At 66.3% G+C, this 15553-nt stretch carries 13 protein-coding genes; 4 read left to right on the forward strand and 9 right to left on the reverse strand.

The window, feature by feature from the left end; genetic code table 11:
• The first annotated feature begins 42 nt into the window (after positions 1-42).
• Positions 43-993, forward strand: a complete 951-nt coding sequence (locus F1C58_RS09080; protein ID WP_185200812.1) for a LysR family transcriptional regulator — start codon at positions 43-45, stop codon at positions 991-993.
• Positions 994-995: 2 nt separating this feature from the next.
• Here F1C58_RS09080 and F1C58_RS09085 read toward each other — a convergent pair whose 3' ends face one another.
• Entirely contained in the window at positions 996-2060 is a 1065-nt protein-coding gene (locus F1C58_RS09085) for a Gfo/Idh/MocA family oxidoreductase (protein WP_185200813.1), read from the reverse strand.
• Between the two features lie 154 nt (positions 2061-2214).
• On the opposite strand from F1C58_RS09085, the gene F1C58_RS09090 reads away from it, so the two are divergent.
• Positions 2215-2781 carry an AAA family ATPase gene (locus tag F1C58_RS09090; RefSeq protein WP_185200814.1) on the forward strand — a complete coding sequence of 189 codons (567 nt, stop codon included), beginning with the start codon at positions 2215-2217 and terminating at the stop codon, positions 2779-2781.
• 114 nt (positions 2782-2895) lie between these two features.
• Here F1C58_RS09090 and F1C58_RS09095 read toward each other — a convergent pair whose 3' ends face one another.
• The 4 genes from F1C58_RS09095 to F1C58_RS09110 form a co-directional block, all read right to left on the reverse strand.
• A complete protein-coding gene (locus F1C58_RS09095; RefSeq protein ID WP_185200815.1) occupies positions 2896-3696 on the reverse strand; it encodes an isoprenyl transferase in 801 nt (266 codons plus the stop codon).
• Positions 3693-4496, reverse strand: coding sequence for a DNA repair protein RecO (gene recO / locus F1C58_RS09100; protein WP_255461047.1), 804 nt, complete (start codon positions 4494-4496; stop codon positions 3693-3695). Before recO ends, F1C58_RS09095 begins: the two co-directional genes overlap by 4 nt.
• A gap of 234 nt (positions 4497-4730) precedes the next feature.
• Positions 4731-5309, reverse strand: coding sequence for a hypothetical protein (locus F1C58_RS09105; protein WP_185200816.1), 579 nt, complete (start codon positions 5307-5309; stop codon positions 4731-4733).
• Between the two features lie 115 nt (positions 5310-5424).
• Positions 5425-6569 (reverse strand): IS3 family transposase gene (locus tag F1C58_RS09110; RefSeq protein WP_185200817.1). Its coding sequence is split into 2 segments (ribosomal slippage): positions 5425-6290 and positions 6290-6569, totalling 1146 coding nucleotides; the frame shifts between segments, so codons are not numbered across the junction.
• 892 nt (positions 6570-7461) lie between these two features.
• Here F1C58_RS09110 and F1C58_RS09115 point away from each other — a divergent pair.
• Positions 7462-8139 carry a trimeric intracellular cation channel family protein gene (locus F1C58_RS09115; RefSeq protein ID WP_185200818.1) on the forward strand — a complete coding sequence of 226 codons (678 nt, stop codon included), beginning with the start codon at positions 7462-7464 and terminating at the stop codon, positions 8137-8139.
• Here F1C58_RS09115 and F1C58_RS09120 read toward each other — a convergent pair.
• Both F1C58_RS09120 and alr read right to left on the reverse strand, forming a co-directional pair.
• Positions 8108-9121, reverse strand: a complete 1014-nt coding sequence (locus F1C58_RS09120; RefSeq protein WP_185200819.1) for a D-alanine--D-alanine ligase family protein — start codon at positions 9119-9121, stop codon at positions 8108-8110. The two genes, F1C58_RS09115 and F1C58_RS09120, sit on opposite strands and share 32 nt — an antisense overlap.
• A complete protein-coding gene (gene alr / locus F1C58_RS09125; RefSeq protein ID WP_185200820.1) occupies positions 9118-10251 on the reverse strand; it encodes an alanine racemase in 1134 nt (377 codons plus the stop codon). The genes F1C58_RS09120 and alr overlap by 4 nt, the downstream gene beginning before the upstream one ends.
• A gap of 65 nt (positions 10252-10316) precedes the next feature.
• On the opposite strand from alr, the gene F1C58_RS09130 reads away from it, so the two are divergent.
• Positions 10317-11066, forward strand: coding sequence for an SDR family oxidoreductase (locus F1C58_RS09130; RefSeq protein WP_185200821.1), 750 nt, complete (start codon positions 10317-10319; stop codon positions 11064-11066).
• A gap of 120 nt (positions 11067-11186) precedes the next feature.
• Here F1C58_RS09130 and leuA read toward each other — a convergent pair whose 3' ends face one another.
• Positions 11187-12947, reverse strand: coding sequence for a 2-isopropylmalate synthase (gene leuA, locus F1C58_RS09135; RefSeq protein WP_185200822.1), 1761 nt, complete (start codon positions 12945-12947; stop codon positions 11187-11189).
• A gap of 163 nt (positions 12948-13110) precedes the next feature.
• Positions 13111-15543, reverse strand: coding sequence for a phosphatidylglycerol lysyltransferase domain-containing protein (locus F1C58_RS09140; RefSeq protein WP_185200823.1), 2433 nt, complete (start codon positions 15541-15543; stop codon positions 13111-13113).
• Positions 15544-15553 lie beyond the last annotated feature (10 nt).

Raw genomic sequence — 15553 nt, forward strand, 5'->3', positions numbered from 1 at the left:
GCGACAAGGGCATACTTTCGATAGAACCCATAATATTGGGTTATGACTCTCGTCTTCGACCCTCAGCTCGACCTACAGACGATCCGCATCGTTCGCGCGATCGCCGACAGCGGCACGATAACCGGCGCGGCCCGACTGCTCGGCTACAGCCAGCCGGCCGTGAGCCAACATGTGCAGCGCGCGGAGGCTCGTCTCAACCTTCCGTTGGTCACGAGAGTCGGGCGCTCGGTGCGCCTCACCGAGGCCGGGACGGTGCTCGCCCGTCACGCCCTGACCATCGCCTCCGCCCTCGACGCGGCATCCGGCGACCTCGCCGACCTCGCCGGACTTCGCACGGGATCGGTGCGCCTCGCCGCCTTCCCCACTGCCTCATCCACCATCGTGCCGCGGCTTCTTGCCGCCATGGCTGTGCAACATCCCGGCCTGCGGGTGAACTATGTGGAGGCCCAGCCGCCCGAGGCCGTGGCGATGTTGCGGGAGGGCAGCATCGACCTCGCGATCACCTTCAGCTATCCCGGCGACCGCTCAGACCCCCACGTCGACAGCGCGAACGGGCTCGGGTCGGAGACCCTCTTCACCGAAGACACCGTCGTGGTGCTCGGCTCCGACCATCCGTTGGCCCGCCAGCCGGTTGTAGACCTCGCCGGTCTCTCCGACGAACGCTGGATCGCCGGATGCCCACGCTGCCGCGGCCACCTGCTCGCCGTCTGCGAACTGGCCGGCTTCGCCCCGGCCATCGCTTTCGAGACGGACAATGCCAGCGCCGTGATCAACATGGTGGCCAGTGGCCTCGGCGTGGCGATGCTTCCGCGACTCGCCCTGGTCGCCGCGGCTCTTCCCGCCGGCGCGGTGATCCGCTCGCACACGCCGGCCAGTGCCCGCAGCATCCATCTCATCGCCAACGAGGGGTCACGGCGGGTGCCCAGTCTCGCGGCGACCAGCCGGCTGCTCCACGAACTCGACGGCAACGACTGGGGGCTCGTGACCGTGTGAGCTCAGCGGCTGAAGCCGTGCACGCCCTCGATGATGCGCAAGGTCTCCAGCGCCTCCCGCGGGTCGACCGGTGGCAACGCGCCATCCCGGATGGCGGCAGCTGCTCCGCGGTAGAACGCGGCGTAGTCACCGCGCTCGGTGGGCACCTTGGTGAGGGGGAATTCCTCCGAACCCGTGATGCCGATCGTGCCCCAACTCTCCTCCGACGCGATTCCGAAGCCCGGGTCGCTCGGAGATCCCCCGGCACCGAGCGCGGGTTCCTGGCCGTCGAGTCCGTAGCTCGTGAAGGCGGATCGATCGCCGAGAACGCGGAAGCGCGGACCGTTCTGGCCGGCGAAGCGACTGATGGTGAGATGGGATCGGGTGCCCGAGGAGTGAAGCAGAGAGATGAAGGCCTCGTCGTCGCTGACGCCTCCGGCCCTCAGGATCGAGAGTTCGGCATCCGTGATAGTGGCCGGTCCGAAGAGGTGGAGTGCCTGGTCGATGAGATGGCTTCCCAGGTCGAAGGTGATTCCTGCACCCTGCCCACTGGTCGAGGTGTCCTGCCAGCGGTCGCGAAGACCGGGAGACCAGCGCTCGAAGGTCGACTCGAAGCGGTGGACGGTGCCGAGAGCGCCCTCGGAGAGGAGCTTCTGCACGGTGAGGAAGTCACCGTCCCAGCGGCGATTCTGGAACACCATCAGCGGTCGTCCGGCGGCCTCGGCCGCGGTGATGAGCTGCTCGGCCTCGGCGACGGATGCCGCGAAGGGCTTGTCGACCACGAGCGCGGATCCGGCGGCCAGTGCTGCGAGTCCCTGCTCGAGGTGGGCATGGCCCGGTGAGGCGAGCACCACCAGGTCGAGCTGCCGCGCGACGAGCTCGGCCGGGGTATCGACGGTCTCGACGGTCGGATGCTGGGAGCGGGCCACAGTCTGCCGCCCGGCGTGGCTCGTCGCGACGACGTCGAGCGAGAAGCGCGGATTCGCCGCAATGAACGGAGCGTGGAAGACCCTCCCGGAGAGCCCGTAGCCGATGATGCCGGTGCGGATGGGGGTGGAGTCGGAGGTGCTCGGATCGGGGGTGCTCATGAGGCCAGAGTATCGATTCGAAAGTCACCGGGGGCCGCGCACGGTGCAGGTGACTTGCGAGAATCACCCTTCCCTCGCGTCGAGAGCGTGCCTGCAGTGCGACACAATGGCCAGTGACGGCGAAGGTCTGGGCTGCAGCGCGCACACTGGAGCGATGCTCTCCCATGCCAATCCCCTGCGACGGCCGGCCCGCGTAGTAATCGCCGGCGTGAGTGGGGTCGGCAAATCTACGCTCGCCAGGCGGATCTCGCAGGCCCTCGACCTGCCGTACACGGAGATCGACGGCCTCTACCACGGTGCCGGGTGGGTGCCACGGCCGGAATTCCTCGACGATGTCGATCTCTTCATCCGAGAACCGTCGTGGATCACCGAATGGCAGTATCGGGACGCCAGGCCGATGCTGTCCGCGCGTGCGGACACCCTGGTCTGGCTAGACCTCCCCTCACCGATCGCGATTTCGCGCGTGGTGCGCCGGACCATCCGACGCAGCCGCACGCGGGTGGAGCTCTGGAACGGCAACACCGAGCCGGGATTGTGGCACGCACTCGTGAGTCCGGAGGGGATCATACGATGGGCACTTGCCCACCAGCGCCGCTACCGTCGGACGGTTCCGGCTGCTTCATTGGAGCATCCGCACCTGCAAGTCGTACGTCTGCGCAGCCAGCGCGAGGTCGATTCCTGGCTCGCCGGGCCTCTTGCAACCGCCCAGCGTGGCATGTGAAACGCAGGGGATTCGCCAGCCATGGCGACAACCTACGGAGAAGGAGACCCTTTCGGGGCGAAACTCCTAAGCTACGGGTCGCCCGGAGGGCTCGGGAAAACGGCGCCGTGCCGCTCAGACCGAGGGTGCGTCGACCGCCCCGCCGAAGCGACGGGTGCGTTGCGCATAGAGCACGACGGCCTCCCACAGCTGCTCGCGGGTGAAGTCCGGCCAGAGCGTGTCGAGGAACACCATCTCGGCATAGGCACTCTGCCAGAGCATGAAGTTGCTGGTGCGCTGCTCGCCGGAGCTGCGCACGAAGAGGTCGACATCCGGCAACTCGGGGGCATAGAGCCGCTTCTGGATGGTCTTCTCGCTGATGCCAGAGGGTTTGAGCCGACCGTCGGCGACGTCGTCGGCGATCGCACGAACGGCGTCCGCGATCTCGGTGCGGCCTCCGTAGTTGACGCACATGGTGAGGGTGAGCACCGAATTACCGGCGGTCAGCTTCTCGGCGAACTGCAGCTCCTCGATGACGGATGCCCAGAGCCTCGGCTTGCGCCCCGCCCAGCGCACCCGCACTCCCCAGTCGTTCAGCTGGTCGCGGCGGCGGTGCAATACGTCGCGGTTGAAGCCCATGAGAAAGCGCACCTCGTCGGGGGACCTCTTCCAGTTCTCGGTGGAGAAGGCATACACGCTGAGGTGCTTGACCCCGATCTGAATAGCGCCGGCCACGACGTCGAGCAACGAGGCCTCCCCTGCCTTGTGGCCCTCGACGCGGGTGAGGCCCTTGCCGTTGGCCCAGCGACCGTTGCCGTCCATCACGATGGCCACGTGCTCGGGTACCGCGTTCTTCGGCAACTTCGGTGGGTAGAGCCCGGTCCAGTCGATCGGCTTGAAGTCGACCGCGTCGCGGTGGGTCTTCGGCTTGCTCATGACGCCTCGATCTGGGGGGCGATGCTGGTCTCGATACGACCGCCGGCGCTCGGAGCTCGACCACCGGCCGGAATCGCGCGGTCGACGTGCTCGAGGGACCGCAGCCCGCGGTCCAGATGGAACTGGGTGTAGGCGGCGACGATACCGCTCGCCTGCGAGCGAGTGCGGTCGTCCGCGTCATCCGCCGTCTCCCACTCTCCGGTGAGCAGCGAGGAGAGCAGCAGCAGGGTGCGCGCGTCGAGGCGAGGTGCGCCGGGCGGCGCCACGGCATCCGCGACCACACCACCGAGCTGCACCACGAATGCAGAATGCGGCCCAGGAGCTCCGGTGACCGAACAGTCGTCGAAGCTCGGCGACCAGCCTGCGATGGACAGGGCTCGGAGCAGATAGGAGTCGAGCGTGAGGCTCGCCCCGTGCTCGCGGCGGGCGAGGGACCGAAGAGCGCCCACGAGCAGCAGGTACTGCTGCAGGCTCGGCTCTCCCTCGGTGAGCTTGTCCGCGGTCTCCACCATCGCGCTCGCAGCCGTGTAACTTCCGTAGTCCGCGGTGATCTCGGCGCCATACGACCCCACCGATTCGGCCTGCGTGATGATGTCGAGACTGCGGCCCTCGTAGAGCTGCACGTCGGCCACCATGAAGGGTTCGAGCCGGGCCCCGAACTTCGAGGCGGTGCGGCGCACCCCCTTGGCCACCGCGCGCACCTTGCCGTGCTGGCGCGTGAGCATGGTGACGATGCGGTCGGCCTCACCCAGCTTGTGGGTGCGCAGCACGACGGCTTCGTCACGGTATATCTTCGGCACAATGACCTCCGCTTCCCGTGCTGCGATCTACACCCGCATTTCTAAGTCCGATCGTACCGTCGAGGCCAACGCGGATCAGGAGCGACGCTGCCGCGACCTGGCAGAACGCGAAGGATACGAAGCGAGTTCGCCGGATCCCTCACCGTCACCGACGGCGTGATCGCACACGCCGCGACCGCCGCCAACGCACGCCTCGTAAGGCTGGGACGTATTAAGCCGAGCCCGAACGCATCCCTAGGGTTTGAGGTAGTAGCGAGTTCCCCTGGTCTGTCCATCGGCACGTAATTGCACGCCAACCATCGGGCGCACAACGAGCTTCGCGAGGTCAATGCTGATTCCCAGCGCCTTGGCAATGTCGCTGATTCGGAGACCATCAGTTGGATGGGCAAGGCTAACGATGTCTCTCCTCAACGTGTCAATCTCGTTCTCCACAGCGCTCCGTGGGACCGGAAAGTGTGTCGCGACTATGCGTTCGAGCTTCTCGCCGAGTTCGCTCATCGACGAGTATTGAAGGCGATCGCGACCTCTAAGGTCCGCGGGTGCGTCGCTCGCACCGGCGGAGGGATTGAAAGCGGTGTACGCCTTTTGGTTGAGGCCAAGCGCCAGTCCCAACTCAAGGGTTACGTTGGCATTCCAGTTCGTAATGTCGTAAATGCCGAACGCTGACCCGAGTATGTAACCCTTGATCTTGTCCAAGACGTTGAGGTCGGTGATCTCCTCGTCCGCATAGATGAACCTGACGCCGAAGGCCTTGCCCACTTCCGCATAAGGCTTCCGATAGTCTGCCGCCGGAAACGCGTAGGGGTAAGCCACGAAAACCTGCCGGACACTTGAGCTGGGAAGTTGAGCTGACGATACCTGGTCACCAATAGTCGCCACCGGCAAATGGGACTGCCCCGAGTTCAGTTGACTCGGTGGGTTAGTGGTTTCACGCGGCGTTGAGGGCCATGTTTATTGTCTCAAACTCGATCGGGGTGAGTTTGCCGAGGCGGCGTTGCCGACGCTTGCGATGGTAGGTTCGCTCGATCCAGACCACGATCGCGAGGCGTAGCTCTTCCCTCGTGGCCCATCGTTGCCGGTCGAGGACGTTCTTTTGCAGGAGGGCGAAGAAGGACTCCATCGCGGCGTTGTCGCCGCATGCGCCGACGCGGCCCATCGACCCGGTGATGGCGTTGTTCTTCAACACCCGCACGAAGGCGTTGGAGCGGAATTGAGAGCCGCGGTCGGAGTGCAGAATCGTGCCGGCGATGTCGCGTTGCCCGATTGCGTTGCGGGCCGCAGCGACCGCCAGGGATGCTTTCATTCGGGAGTCGATGGAGTAGCCGACGATCTTGTTCGACCACACGTCCTTGATCGCGCAGAGGTAGATTTTGCCTTCGTCGGTGCGATGCTCGGTGATGTCCGTCAACCACAGCTGGTTAGGGCGTGTCGCGGTGAAGTTCCGCTGGACATGGTCGTCATGCACGGGCGGGCCGGCTTTGCCCCTCAGGCCGCGTTTCTTCGCGAACACGGACCAGAGCCGCTGCTGGGAGCAGAGCCGCCAAACCCGGTTCTCGCCCGCCTTCAGGCCAGCCTGGTTGAGTTCGTCGCTGATGAACCGGTAGCCGAACGCGGGGTCGTCCCGGTGGGCGTCCCACGCCGCGTTGGTCAGGTGAGCGTCGTCCCAATCACGTTGCGAGACGGGGTTTCGGAGCCACTGATAGAAGGCTTGTTTGGAGAAGCGCAATACCCGGCAGGTCACCGTGACGGGGACTCCGTCGACGGCCAGTTCGCGGACCAGCGGGTACATCATTTTGGGTTGACATCCCGGGAGAGGTAGGCGACGGCGCGGCGCATTACCTCGGCTTCCTGCTCCAGCAGCCGGATCCGTTTCCGCGCCTCCCGCAGCTCAGCCGACTCCTTCTCCGTCACGCCAGGCTTCACCCCCTCTTCGACGTCGGCTTTCTTCAGCCAGTACGCCAGACACGACTCCGAAATTCCGAAGTCCTTCGCGATCTGGTTCAGCGGGGCTTCGTGCTTGCGAGCGACCGCGACAACATCGCGGCGGAACTCGGGCGGGTAGGGCTTGGGCATGGTGACATCCTTCCAGCGGAGACGAATCTCCACAGGTCAAGAGTCAACCAAACCGGGGGCAGTCCCAATCGTTGTAACGACCGGCCGCGGAGTCACTCGCAGAGCTCATAACTGACAGGCTATCAATTCAACAGGGCGGTGATGCCTGGCGACCGGTAACGGCCTGTCGGCCCGCGTCAGTTTAAAGAATCGGTTGGCCGCTCCGGGCGCCGCGGGCTGCCTGCTGCCTCTTGACGGCCGCACGAGTCTGCCGCTTGCTCGGCTTCCCTACCGGTGTGCCATGCAGCTCTGGGCCGATTGAGCCGAATAGTCGCCCGACGATCGTTTGCTCGGGCAAGGTCTCGTGTCGACGCTCGATCCAGGTGGGTCTCCGCACGATCTTTACCCAAGGCTCAGCCTCGCGCGAACCGAACCGAGATGGACCGCCCGGAATCGTCCACGAGCGCGAGTCATGGCGCTCGAGGCGAAGGGGAAACGCCTCGAGTTCCTTCGCGCTCAAGCCATGAGTCAAGTATCCGTCTGGCCGCCGCTCGGTAATCAGTCCGACGTCAATGAGAGTGACTGCGCGCTCGCCAACGTTCGTAACGTCGACCCGATACTCCCAATGCGGCTCGGTCATTCGGGAATTCTGGCGTGACCCAGACGAACCTCCGACAAAGACAAAGGGCCGCTCCCAATAGGTCCGTACGAGTTGGAGACCCAGCGCCACCAAGGAGATGAAAACTGCCAATATGCTGACGACGGTCGCGACCATGCCTAAGAGGCTACTGCCGAGCACCGACGCCGCCAGTCGGATGCCTAATTTTGACCTACGGCTTCGTCACGGTAGAGGGGCATCCGACAATTATCGTCGCCCCGGCTGGGCGAACCGGAGTGCCGTGCCGTGGTACCAATGACTGTGAACGCCAGCCCCCTCATCATCCCCCTCTGGGCGGATCTCCTCGCGATCGCCGTCGGCGGAGTGCAGGGAGCGATGTTCGCTGCGCAGTTCCGCGATCGCCGACTCGATCTGCTCGGAGTGGCTCTCATCGGTATCGCCGCGGGTACCGGCGGCGGACTCTTTCGAGACCTTCTGCTCAACCAGGTGCCGGTGGCCCTTCGGCTGAACTGGTACCTCATCGTTGCGGTCGGCGCGGCTCTGCTCGGGATGCTTCTTGAGCGCCTGTTCCAGCGCCTCGGCCGGGTCATCACGGGCCTCGACGCCCTCACCATCGGGCTGTTCTGCGCCATCGGCACGACGAAGGCGCTCACACTCGGCCTGCCCGAGATCCCCTCGATCTTCGTCGGGGTGCTCTCGGCCGTAGGGGGCTCGATCCTTCGGGACCTGCTGCTCAACCTGCCGATCGCGCTCATGCACGTCGGATCGCTCTATGCCATCGCGGCCGTCGCGGGCGCCGGAACCCTTGTCACCCTCGTCGCGCTCGGAGTCCCGATGTTCGTCGCCGCGGTGGTCTGCGTCGCCGTCACCTTCGGTGTGCGCGTGCTCGCGGTTCTCTTCAAGTGGAGCCTTCCGGAGCAGCGGCGACTGGAGCGGATGCCTAGATGGCGGCGACACTCCGCTCGCCGCTGAACGCGACGACGGCCCGGTCGATGAGTCGACTCAAGAGCTCGGTGTAGCTCACGCCGACGGCCTGCCACATGCGTGGATACTGACTGAAGGCCGTGAGCCCCGGCAGGGTGTTGACCTCGTTGAGGGTGATCGTGCCGTCGGCCCCGAGGAAGAAGTCCACTCGGGCGATGCCCTCGCAGTCGAGGGTGCGGAAGGCCAGCGTGGCGAGTTCGGCCAATCTGGCGCTCGCGGCCTCCGGTATCTGCGCCGGAACCTCCAGTGTGGCCCCGCCCCCGGCCGTGTACTTGGCCGTGTAGTCGAAGAACGTCGTGGAATCCTCGGTGAGGATTCGCAGAGGGGCGCCGACTTCCAGGCTGCCGTCGAGCTGTTGAAGCACGCCGAGGTCCACCTCGTCGCCGACGATCGTCTTCTGCACGAGAGCGGTCGAATCGTGCTGCAATGCGAGTGCGATGGCAGCGGCCATCCCTTCGGCGGATTCCACCCGGCTCGCCCCGACACTGGAACCGGAGCGATTCGGTTTGACGAACACCGGATACCCCAGTGATTCGGCGAGGGAAACCGCATCCCCGGCCGTCGCCGCCGTCACCGCAGAGGTCGGAATGGTGGGGATGCCGGCGAGCTCGAGCAGTCGCTGGGCGAGCAGCTTGTCCATGGCCAGCGCGCTCGAGAGCACGCCGCAGCCCACATAGGGGATGCGGGCGAGCTCGAGGAGGCCCTGGACCGTGCCGTCCTCTCCGAAACGGCCGTGCAGCGCGGGAAAGGCGATGTCTATGCCGTCGAGATCGGGAAAGCGGGTGCCGCCGGTCGCCTCGGCGAGGGCATCCACCGAGTCAAGGCGATGCCAGCCTCCGTCGCGGTCGATGCCGATGAGCACCGGTTCGAAACGCTCGGGATCGAGGTGGGATGCCACGCTGCGCGCGGAGTTGCACGACACCTCATGCTCGCTGTTCGCCCCGCCGAAGATGATGCCGATGCGCTTCACGAAAAAGTCCTTTGAGTCTGGTCGATATGACGCCGGGCCATGCGGCCACCGAGGCCGGTGAGTATCTCGTGGGCGATCGTACCGGTTACGGTCGCCCACTCCTGGGCATCCGGCTCGCCGTCGCTCGGGGAACCGAGCAACACCACTTCGTCGCCCAGGGCCACCACGGCGTCTCCGACATCCACGACGAGCTGGTCCATGGAGATCGCTCCGACGACGGGATGACGCACGCCGCCGATCACGATCTCCCCGCCGTGCGAGAGGTCGCGGGGGATGCCATCGCCATAACCCACCGGCACGAGCACGAGCGTGGTCGCCGCCGGAGAGACCCAGGCGTGGTTGTAACTGACCCCCGTGCCCGCGGCCACGCGTTTCAATTGGGTGACACGCGAAACCACCCGCATCGCCGGCTCGAGCGAGTGCGTGAGCCCCATCACGGTCTCGATCCCGTAGAGGGCTGCTCCGCATCGCACGAGGTCGTACCAGGTGTCGGGATGTTCGAGGGCACCCGCTGAATTCGCCAGGTGCAGGATGCCGGGCGCGAGACCGAGCTCGCGAGCCCGAGCGACCCCCCGCTCGAAAGCCCGGACCTGAGGAGTTGTCGACCCGGGCTCCGCGTCAGCGGCGAGGGCCAGGTGCGACCAGATCCCGGTGACGCGCACGGAGGGCGAGGCGAGCGCGGTCGTGATGAGGGCGTCCCAGGCGTATTCGGGAGCACCGCCCCGCGACATCCCCGTGTCGAATTCCAGGTGCACATCGGCGGCATCCCCGAGGGCTGCGATGGCCTCGAGCGTCTCGACATTGGCGCAGGAGATGGTCACGCCGGCGGTCACGGCCGCGCGAAGGTCGCACCAGGGATCGGCGAGCCAGCACAGGATCGGCGCGGTGATTCCCGCGGATCGCACGGCAAGGGCTTCGTCCACCGTCGCGACACCGAGCCAGGTCGCCCCGGCCGCGAGCGCGGTGGTCGCGACCTCGATCATGCCGTGGCCGAAGCCATCCGCCTTCACGACGGCGAGGATCGGGGTTCCGGTGATGTCACGGATGCGACCGATGTTGCGGGCGATCGCACCGAGATCGACGATCCGGGTGGCGAGCGGGCCGGAGTCGGGGTGCTCCAGCGAGGTCATGCTCCCAGAATACCGACGGGCGTCCGCCTGCCCGACACGCGCCCCGGTGGGGCACAATGTGCATCATGACGACGATCCTGGTCACCGGAGGCACGGCTCAACTGGGACGACCGACGGTCAGGGCGCTCCGGGATGCCGGCCACGACGTTCGCGTGCTCAGTCGCGGCCACCCGGCGGGCGCGCTGTCCGGCGACCTCCTCACCGGGCGTGGCCTCGGTCGAGCCCTCTCGGGAGTGGAAGCGGTCGTGCACCTCGCCAGCACCGGTTCCGCCCGGGACGTGGCGGCCACCACTCTTCTCAGCGCCTTCGCCCGCTCGGCCGGGGTGGCACACGTCGTCTTCATGTCGATAGTCGGCATCGACGAGATTTCCCTGCCCTACTACCGGGCCAAGCGGCGGGCGGAGGAGGTGGTCGTCGGTTCGGGTATCCCCCACACCGTCCTGCGCGCGACACAGTTCCACTCCTTCGTCGAGACGCTGTTCACCACGCAACGCCGCGTCCTCCCGGTGACCCTCGTGCCCTCATTCTCGTTCCAGCCGATCTCGGTGCAGGATGTCGCGGCGCGGCTCGTCGAGCTCGTTGCGGCCGGTCCGGCCGGGCGCGCGCCCGACATCGGCGGCCCGCAGGTGCTGACCGGTCACGAACTCGCGACCCGCTGGAAACTCGCCGCAGGAACGCGCCGGCCCCTGGTCCCCTTGCGCATCACCGGGCGCGCGGTTGCCGCCTTCGCCGCCGGGGCCAACCTCGTGCCCGGGCCGCCCTTCGGCCACAGTACTTTCGACGAGTACCTCGCCGCTCGTCACCCCCGGGGCTAGTCCCAGAGTTCGAGGGAGCGCTCCTACCGCGCGGAGCCCGGGTCGTCGCCACAGGACGTCAGACACGACCCGGCCGGCCCGGGACACCGGCGGCCCGGGCGACACGGGCGCCCGCGCGATTCAGACGGATGCCAGCTGCCGATCGCCGGACTCCTCGCGCACTGCCCGGTTGACGGCCGAGACGACCGCCTTGAGGGATGCTGTGGAGATGTCGGCGTCGATACCGACGCCCCAGAGACGCACGCCGTTCACATTCAGTTCGACGTAGGCCGCCGCGAGTGCATCCCCTCCGCCGCTGAGCGCGTGCTCGACGTAGTCGTAGAGCTTGACCTCGACGCCCTGCTCGGTGAGCACGTTGAGGAACGCCGCGATCGGACCGTTTCCGGTGGTGTCGGTGGTCACGAACTGTTCACCGACACGCAGCTCGGTGTGCAGCGAGACCGTTCCGGACATGTCGCTCTGAGTGCGCGTCGAGGCGAGTTCGAACTGGCCCCACTTGTCCTCCGCCGCGGAGGCCGGCAGGTACTCGTCCTGGAAGATCTCCCAGATTTCGGCGCTCGTGACCTCGCCGCCCTCGGCATCCGTCTTGGCCTGCACGACACCGGAGAACTCGATCTGGAGCTTGCGCGGCAGGTCGAGGGCATGATCGTTCTTGAGCAGGTAGGCGACGCCGCCCTTGCCCGACTGCGAGTTGACCCGGATCACTGCCTCGTAGCTGCGCCCGAGGTCCTTGGGATCGATCGGCAGGTACGGCACCGCCCAGACCAGCTCGTCCACGGTGACGCCCTTGTCGGCGGCATCCGCGGCCATCGCCTCGAAGCCCTTCTTGATCGCGTCCTGGTGCGACCCGCTGAAGGCGGTGTAGACCAGGTCGCCGGCCCAGGGGTGACGTTCGGGAACGGGCAGCTGGTTCACGTATTCCACCGTGCGCTTGACCTCGTCGAGATCGCTGAAGTCGATCTGCGGGTCGATGCCCTGGGTGAACAGGTTGATCCCGAGCGCCACGATGTCGACGTTGCCGGTGCGCTCACCGTTACCGAAGAGGCAGCCCTCGATGCGGTCCGCGCCGGCGAGGTAGCCGAGCTCGGCCGCGGCCACCGCGGTTCCCCGGTCGTTGTGCGGGTGCAGCGAGAGGATGATGTTCTCGCGGTGGTCGAGGCGGCGCGACATCCACTCGATGGAGTCCGCGTAGACATTGGGAGTCGCCATCTCCACCGTCGCCGGAAGGTTGATGATGACCTTTCGCTCGGGGGTGGGCTCGAAGATCGCGATGACCTTGTTGCAGACCTCGAGCGCGAATTCCAGCTCGGTGCCCGTGTAGCTCTCCGGCGAGTACTCGTAGAAGATCTCTGTTCCCGCGGTTATCGACTCGGCCGCTTTGCAGAGTCGGGCGCCCTCGAGCGCGATGTCGATGATGCCCTGTTTGTCGGTGCGGAACACGACGTCCCGCTGCAGCACGCTCGTGGAGTTGTAGAGGTGCACGATGGCCCGCTTCGCCCCGATGAGCGACTCGTAGGTGCGGTTGATCAGCGCCTCGCGCGCCTGGGTGAGCACCTGGATCGTGACGTCATCCGGAATCAGGTCGTCCTCGATGAGACTGCGCACGAAGTCGAAGTCCGTCTGGGATGCCGAGGGGAAGCCGACCTCGATCTCTTTGTAGCCCATGCGCACCAACAGGTCGAACATGATGCGCTTGCGCTCGGGACTCATCGGGTCGATGAGCGCCTGATTTCCATCGCGCAGGTCGACGGCGCACCAGCGCGGGGCGACTGTGATGCGCTTGGACGGCCAGGTGCGGTCCGGCAGATCGACGGTGAGGGTCTCGTGATACGGGCGGTACTTGTGGATCGGCATTGCAGAAGCCGACTGTGTGTTCTTCATTGTCTCGCTCTTTCGCTTGGTCTGAGGTGGTCAGCCAACGGCGCTGTTGCAGCACCAGTCTCCGCGACGAGGGAGGCCTGGGTTAGGACTCGTCGCGGCAGCTAAGAAGGAGCAGGCCGAACAGCACAATTCCGAGGATAGCACCGCGCGAGCGGGCAGTCCTCTAGCCGCGTCCCCGCAGAAACCGCACGGTCTGCGAAACGCTGAGTGAGGGCAGATATGCCCGACCGAGAGCCGCGCCGATCGCGGGGAGGGCGAGGGGGTCGGGATAGGCCATGAGCATCGCCTTCAGTTCGGGCTTGAATTTCTGTTTGAACGTGAAGAGGGATTGGAACCCGTAGACCGGCTCGAGGGTGCGCGCGAGGAAGGCCAGCAGTCGATCGGTGCCGTCGGATGCCTCCGACGCCGACTCCCGACGCGCGAGCGGCGCGGCAGACAGGCTCATGAACTCGATTCCCCGCTGCTGCATGAGCAGAGCGGCGGAGGCGATGAGGAACTCCATGACCCCGTTCATGCTGCCGGGACGACGCCGCATGAAGTCCAGCGTCCAGCCGACGATCTCACCCTCGCGATAGGTGGGCATCCAACTGGTCACGGCCTCGACGACGTCATCGTCCCCGAGGGCGAGCAACACCGCGACATCCGGATCGCGCAGCTCGTCCATGCCCCCGAGGGTGAAGCCGAGCTCCGGCAGCTTCTTGTCGGCGACCCAGGATTCGGAGATGGCCTCGATCTGGGCGCTGTGGGCGATCGAGAGCTTTGCCCAGCTGGTCCAGACCGCGCGCACTCCGAGGCGCTCGGCGCGGTTGATCGAGGAACGCACGTCCTGCCAGCTCTTTCCCTGTGTGGAGAAGGTGGCGGGATGCACGATGGTCTCTTCCGCGACCACCATCGTCGACCAGCCCATCGCCTGGAACTGCGGTTGGAATTCGTCGTCCACGCTGTAGAACACGGGCGTCCATCCGTTGTCGTCGCAGAAGACTGCGAACTGGCGCACCGCCCCGGCGGCGAACTCGGCGCGGCCGAGCGGCCCCCCGGTGGTGAGCGCGACTCCGGAGACCACCCGGTACGCCACGGCGGCGCGACCGTCGGCGCTGAACCAGTAGTCGTTGCCATCCCACAGAGCCATGTGACCGATGGAGCCACCGCCCTCGAGCAGCAGCAGCCGGGCACGGTCACGCTCCTCGAAGCTGTAGCGATTGCGATCGGAGAAGAAGAGCGGCAGCGTCGCGGCGATGAACACCAGCCAGAAGACGGGCCCGATCCCCTGGTACAGGATGCGGGTGAACGGCGCCACCGGGATGAACGGCACCGTCTCGAGACGGAGGAATCCGACCGGCACGAAACGGTCGGGCAGGTCGAGAAGGAGCTGAAGCAGGCTCGGCGCGGGACGAAACTGCAGGCGGTCCAGCCATCCGCCACCGAGATAGAGAACACAGAGCACTACGAAGGTGCCCACTACGGTGACGATGAACCGCATCATCGATCGACGCGGGATCCGCACGGTGAAGTGGCGCAGGTTGATGGCGATGAGCGCAGCGATCACGAGCGGCACGAGCACCGAGACGGCCAAGCGGGCCACGGGCTCGAGCCCGGAGGCGTAGTCGGAGACGACCTCGTCGCTTCCGAACGCGGGGAGGAACCCGTAGTAGAACGCGGCAACGAGGGCCAGGAACAGGTTGACCGCGATCGCGATGAGGGCGGCGCTTCGACGGCCCCTCAGCATGCCGAGAGCGGCGACGATCAGCACGACCAGCGGAAGGGGCGCGAGCAGGACTGTGCCGGGGCCATTGATGCTGGCCAGGGCGAGCTGGAGGTGGCACCCGGGTGAGGTCGCATGACCGAGGCAATGGTGGATCACGGTCTGCATGCGTGGCAGCTGGTCGCGGAACAGCAGGCCGAGCGGATGCAGCGGACCGTAGCGCGCCGGCGTGAAGATGCTCACGAAGGGACCGGCCGCGGTGATCATCAGCAACACTGCGGTGAGGCTCCGCGCTTCGTAGTGCGAACTGCGGGCCCACCGGGCGGAGGGCAGGGTGCGCGCCAGCACCATCCCCAGTACGAGACCCGCGAGGGCGGCGATGATCCGGAAGAGGTCTGAGGGCTGGCCAGAGTACAGGAACACGATGATGAGCGCCGCGAATCCAAGCACTCGCACGCGTCGACGCCACAGCGGGCCGGCGAAGGCGCTGGCCGTGAGAAGCGTGCCAGAGATCGCGGTGAACGGATCGAAGACGATGAACTCCTGGATCCGAACGGCCCAGACTTCCCGGGCGAGCAGGCCGGCCGCCTGCAGGAGTGTTCCGATCCCGGCGCCGGCATACGCGGTGACGACGAACGCCAGCAGAGTGCGCCACCATCCCATCAGTCGTTCGGCAGCGCCGACCAGGATCACCAGTGCCGCGATCGACAGGAGGAGTTCGAACCACCCCGAGGCGAAGAGCACCGAGGTGATGGGCGAGAACGGGTTGTGCGTCTCGAGAAACGCGTCGAGACCGGTACCGACCAATGGCCTCAGTCGCACCCGTGGCCCACGAAGCAGCGAACCGGTGACGAAGGCGAGCACGAGCATGAGACCCGCGATCGAGATACTCACTCGTCGCTCG

The sequence above is a fragment of the Glaciihabitans sp. INWT7 genome (assembly GCF_014217685.1).
GTDB lineage: Bacteria > Actinomycetota > Actinomycetes > Actinomycetales > Microbacteriaceae > Lacisediminihabitans.

Bases quoted from the DNA above. Each gene is read 5' to 3' on its own strand.
- F1C58_RS09080 (WP_185200812.1), top strand. From the start codon at position 43: ATGACTCTCGTCTTCGACCCTCAGCTCGACCTACAGACGATCCGCATC.
- F1C58_RS09085 (WP_185200813.1), bottom strand. From the start codon at position 2,060: ATGAGCACCCCCGATCCGAGCACCTCCGACTCCACCCCCATCCGCACC.
- F1C58_RS09090 (WP_185200814.1), top strand. From the start codon at position 2,215: ATGCTCTCCCATGCCAATCCCCTGCGACGGCCGGCCCGCGTAGTAATC.
- F1C58_RS09095 (WP_185200815.1), bottom strand. From the start codon at position 3,696: ATGAGCAAGCCGAAGACCCACCGCGACGCGGTCGACTTCAAGCCGATC.
- F1C58_RS09115 (WP_185200818.1), top strand. From the start codon at position 7,462: ATGACTGTGAACGCCAGCCCCCTCATCATCCCCCTCTGGGCGGATCTC.
- alr (WP_185200820.1), bottom strand. From the start codon at position 10,251: ATGACCTCGCTGGAGCACCCCGACTCCGGCCCGCTCGCCACCCGGATC.
- F1C58_RS09130 (WP_185200821.1), top strand. From the start codon at position 10,317: ATGACGACGATCCTGGTCACCGGAGGCACGGCTCAACTGGGACGACCG.
- leuA (WP_185200822.1), bottom strand. From the start codon at position 12,947: ATGAAGAACACACAGTCGGCTTCTGCAATGCCGATCCACAAGTACCGC.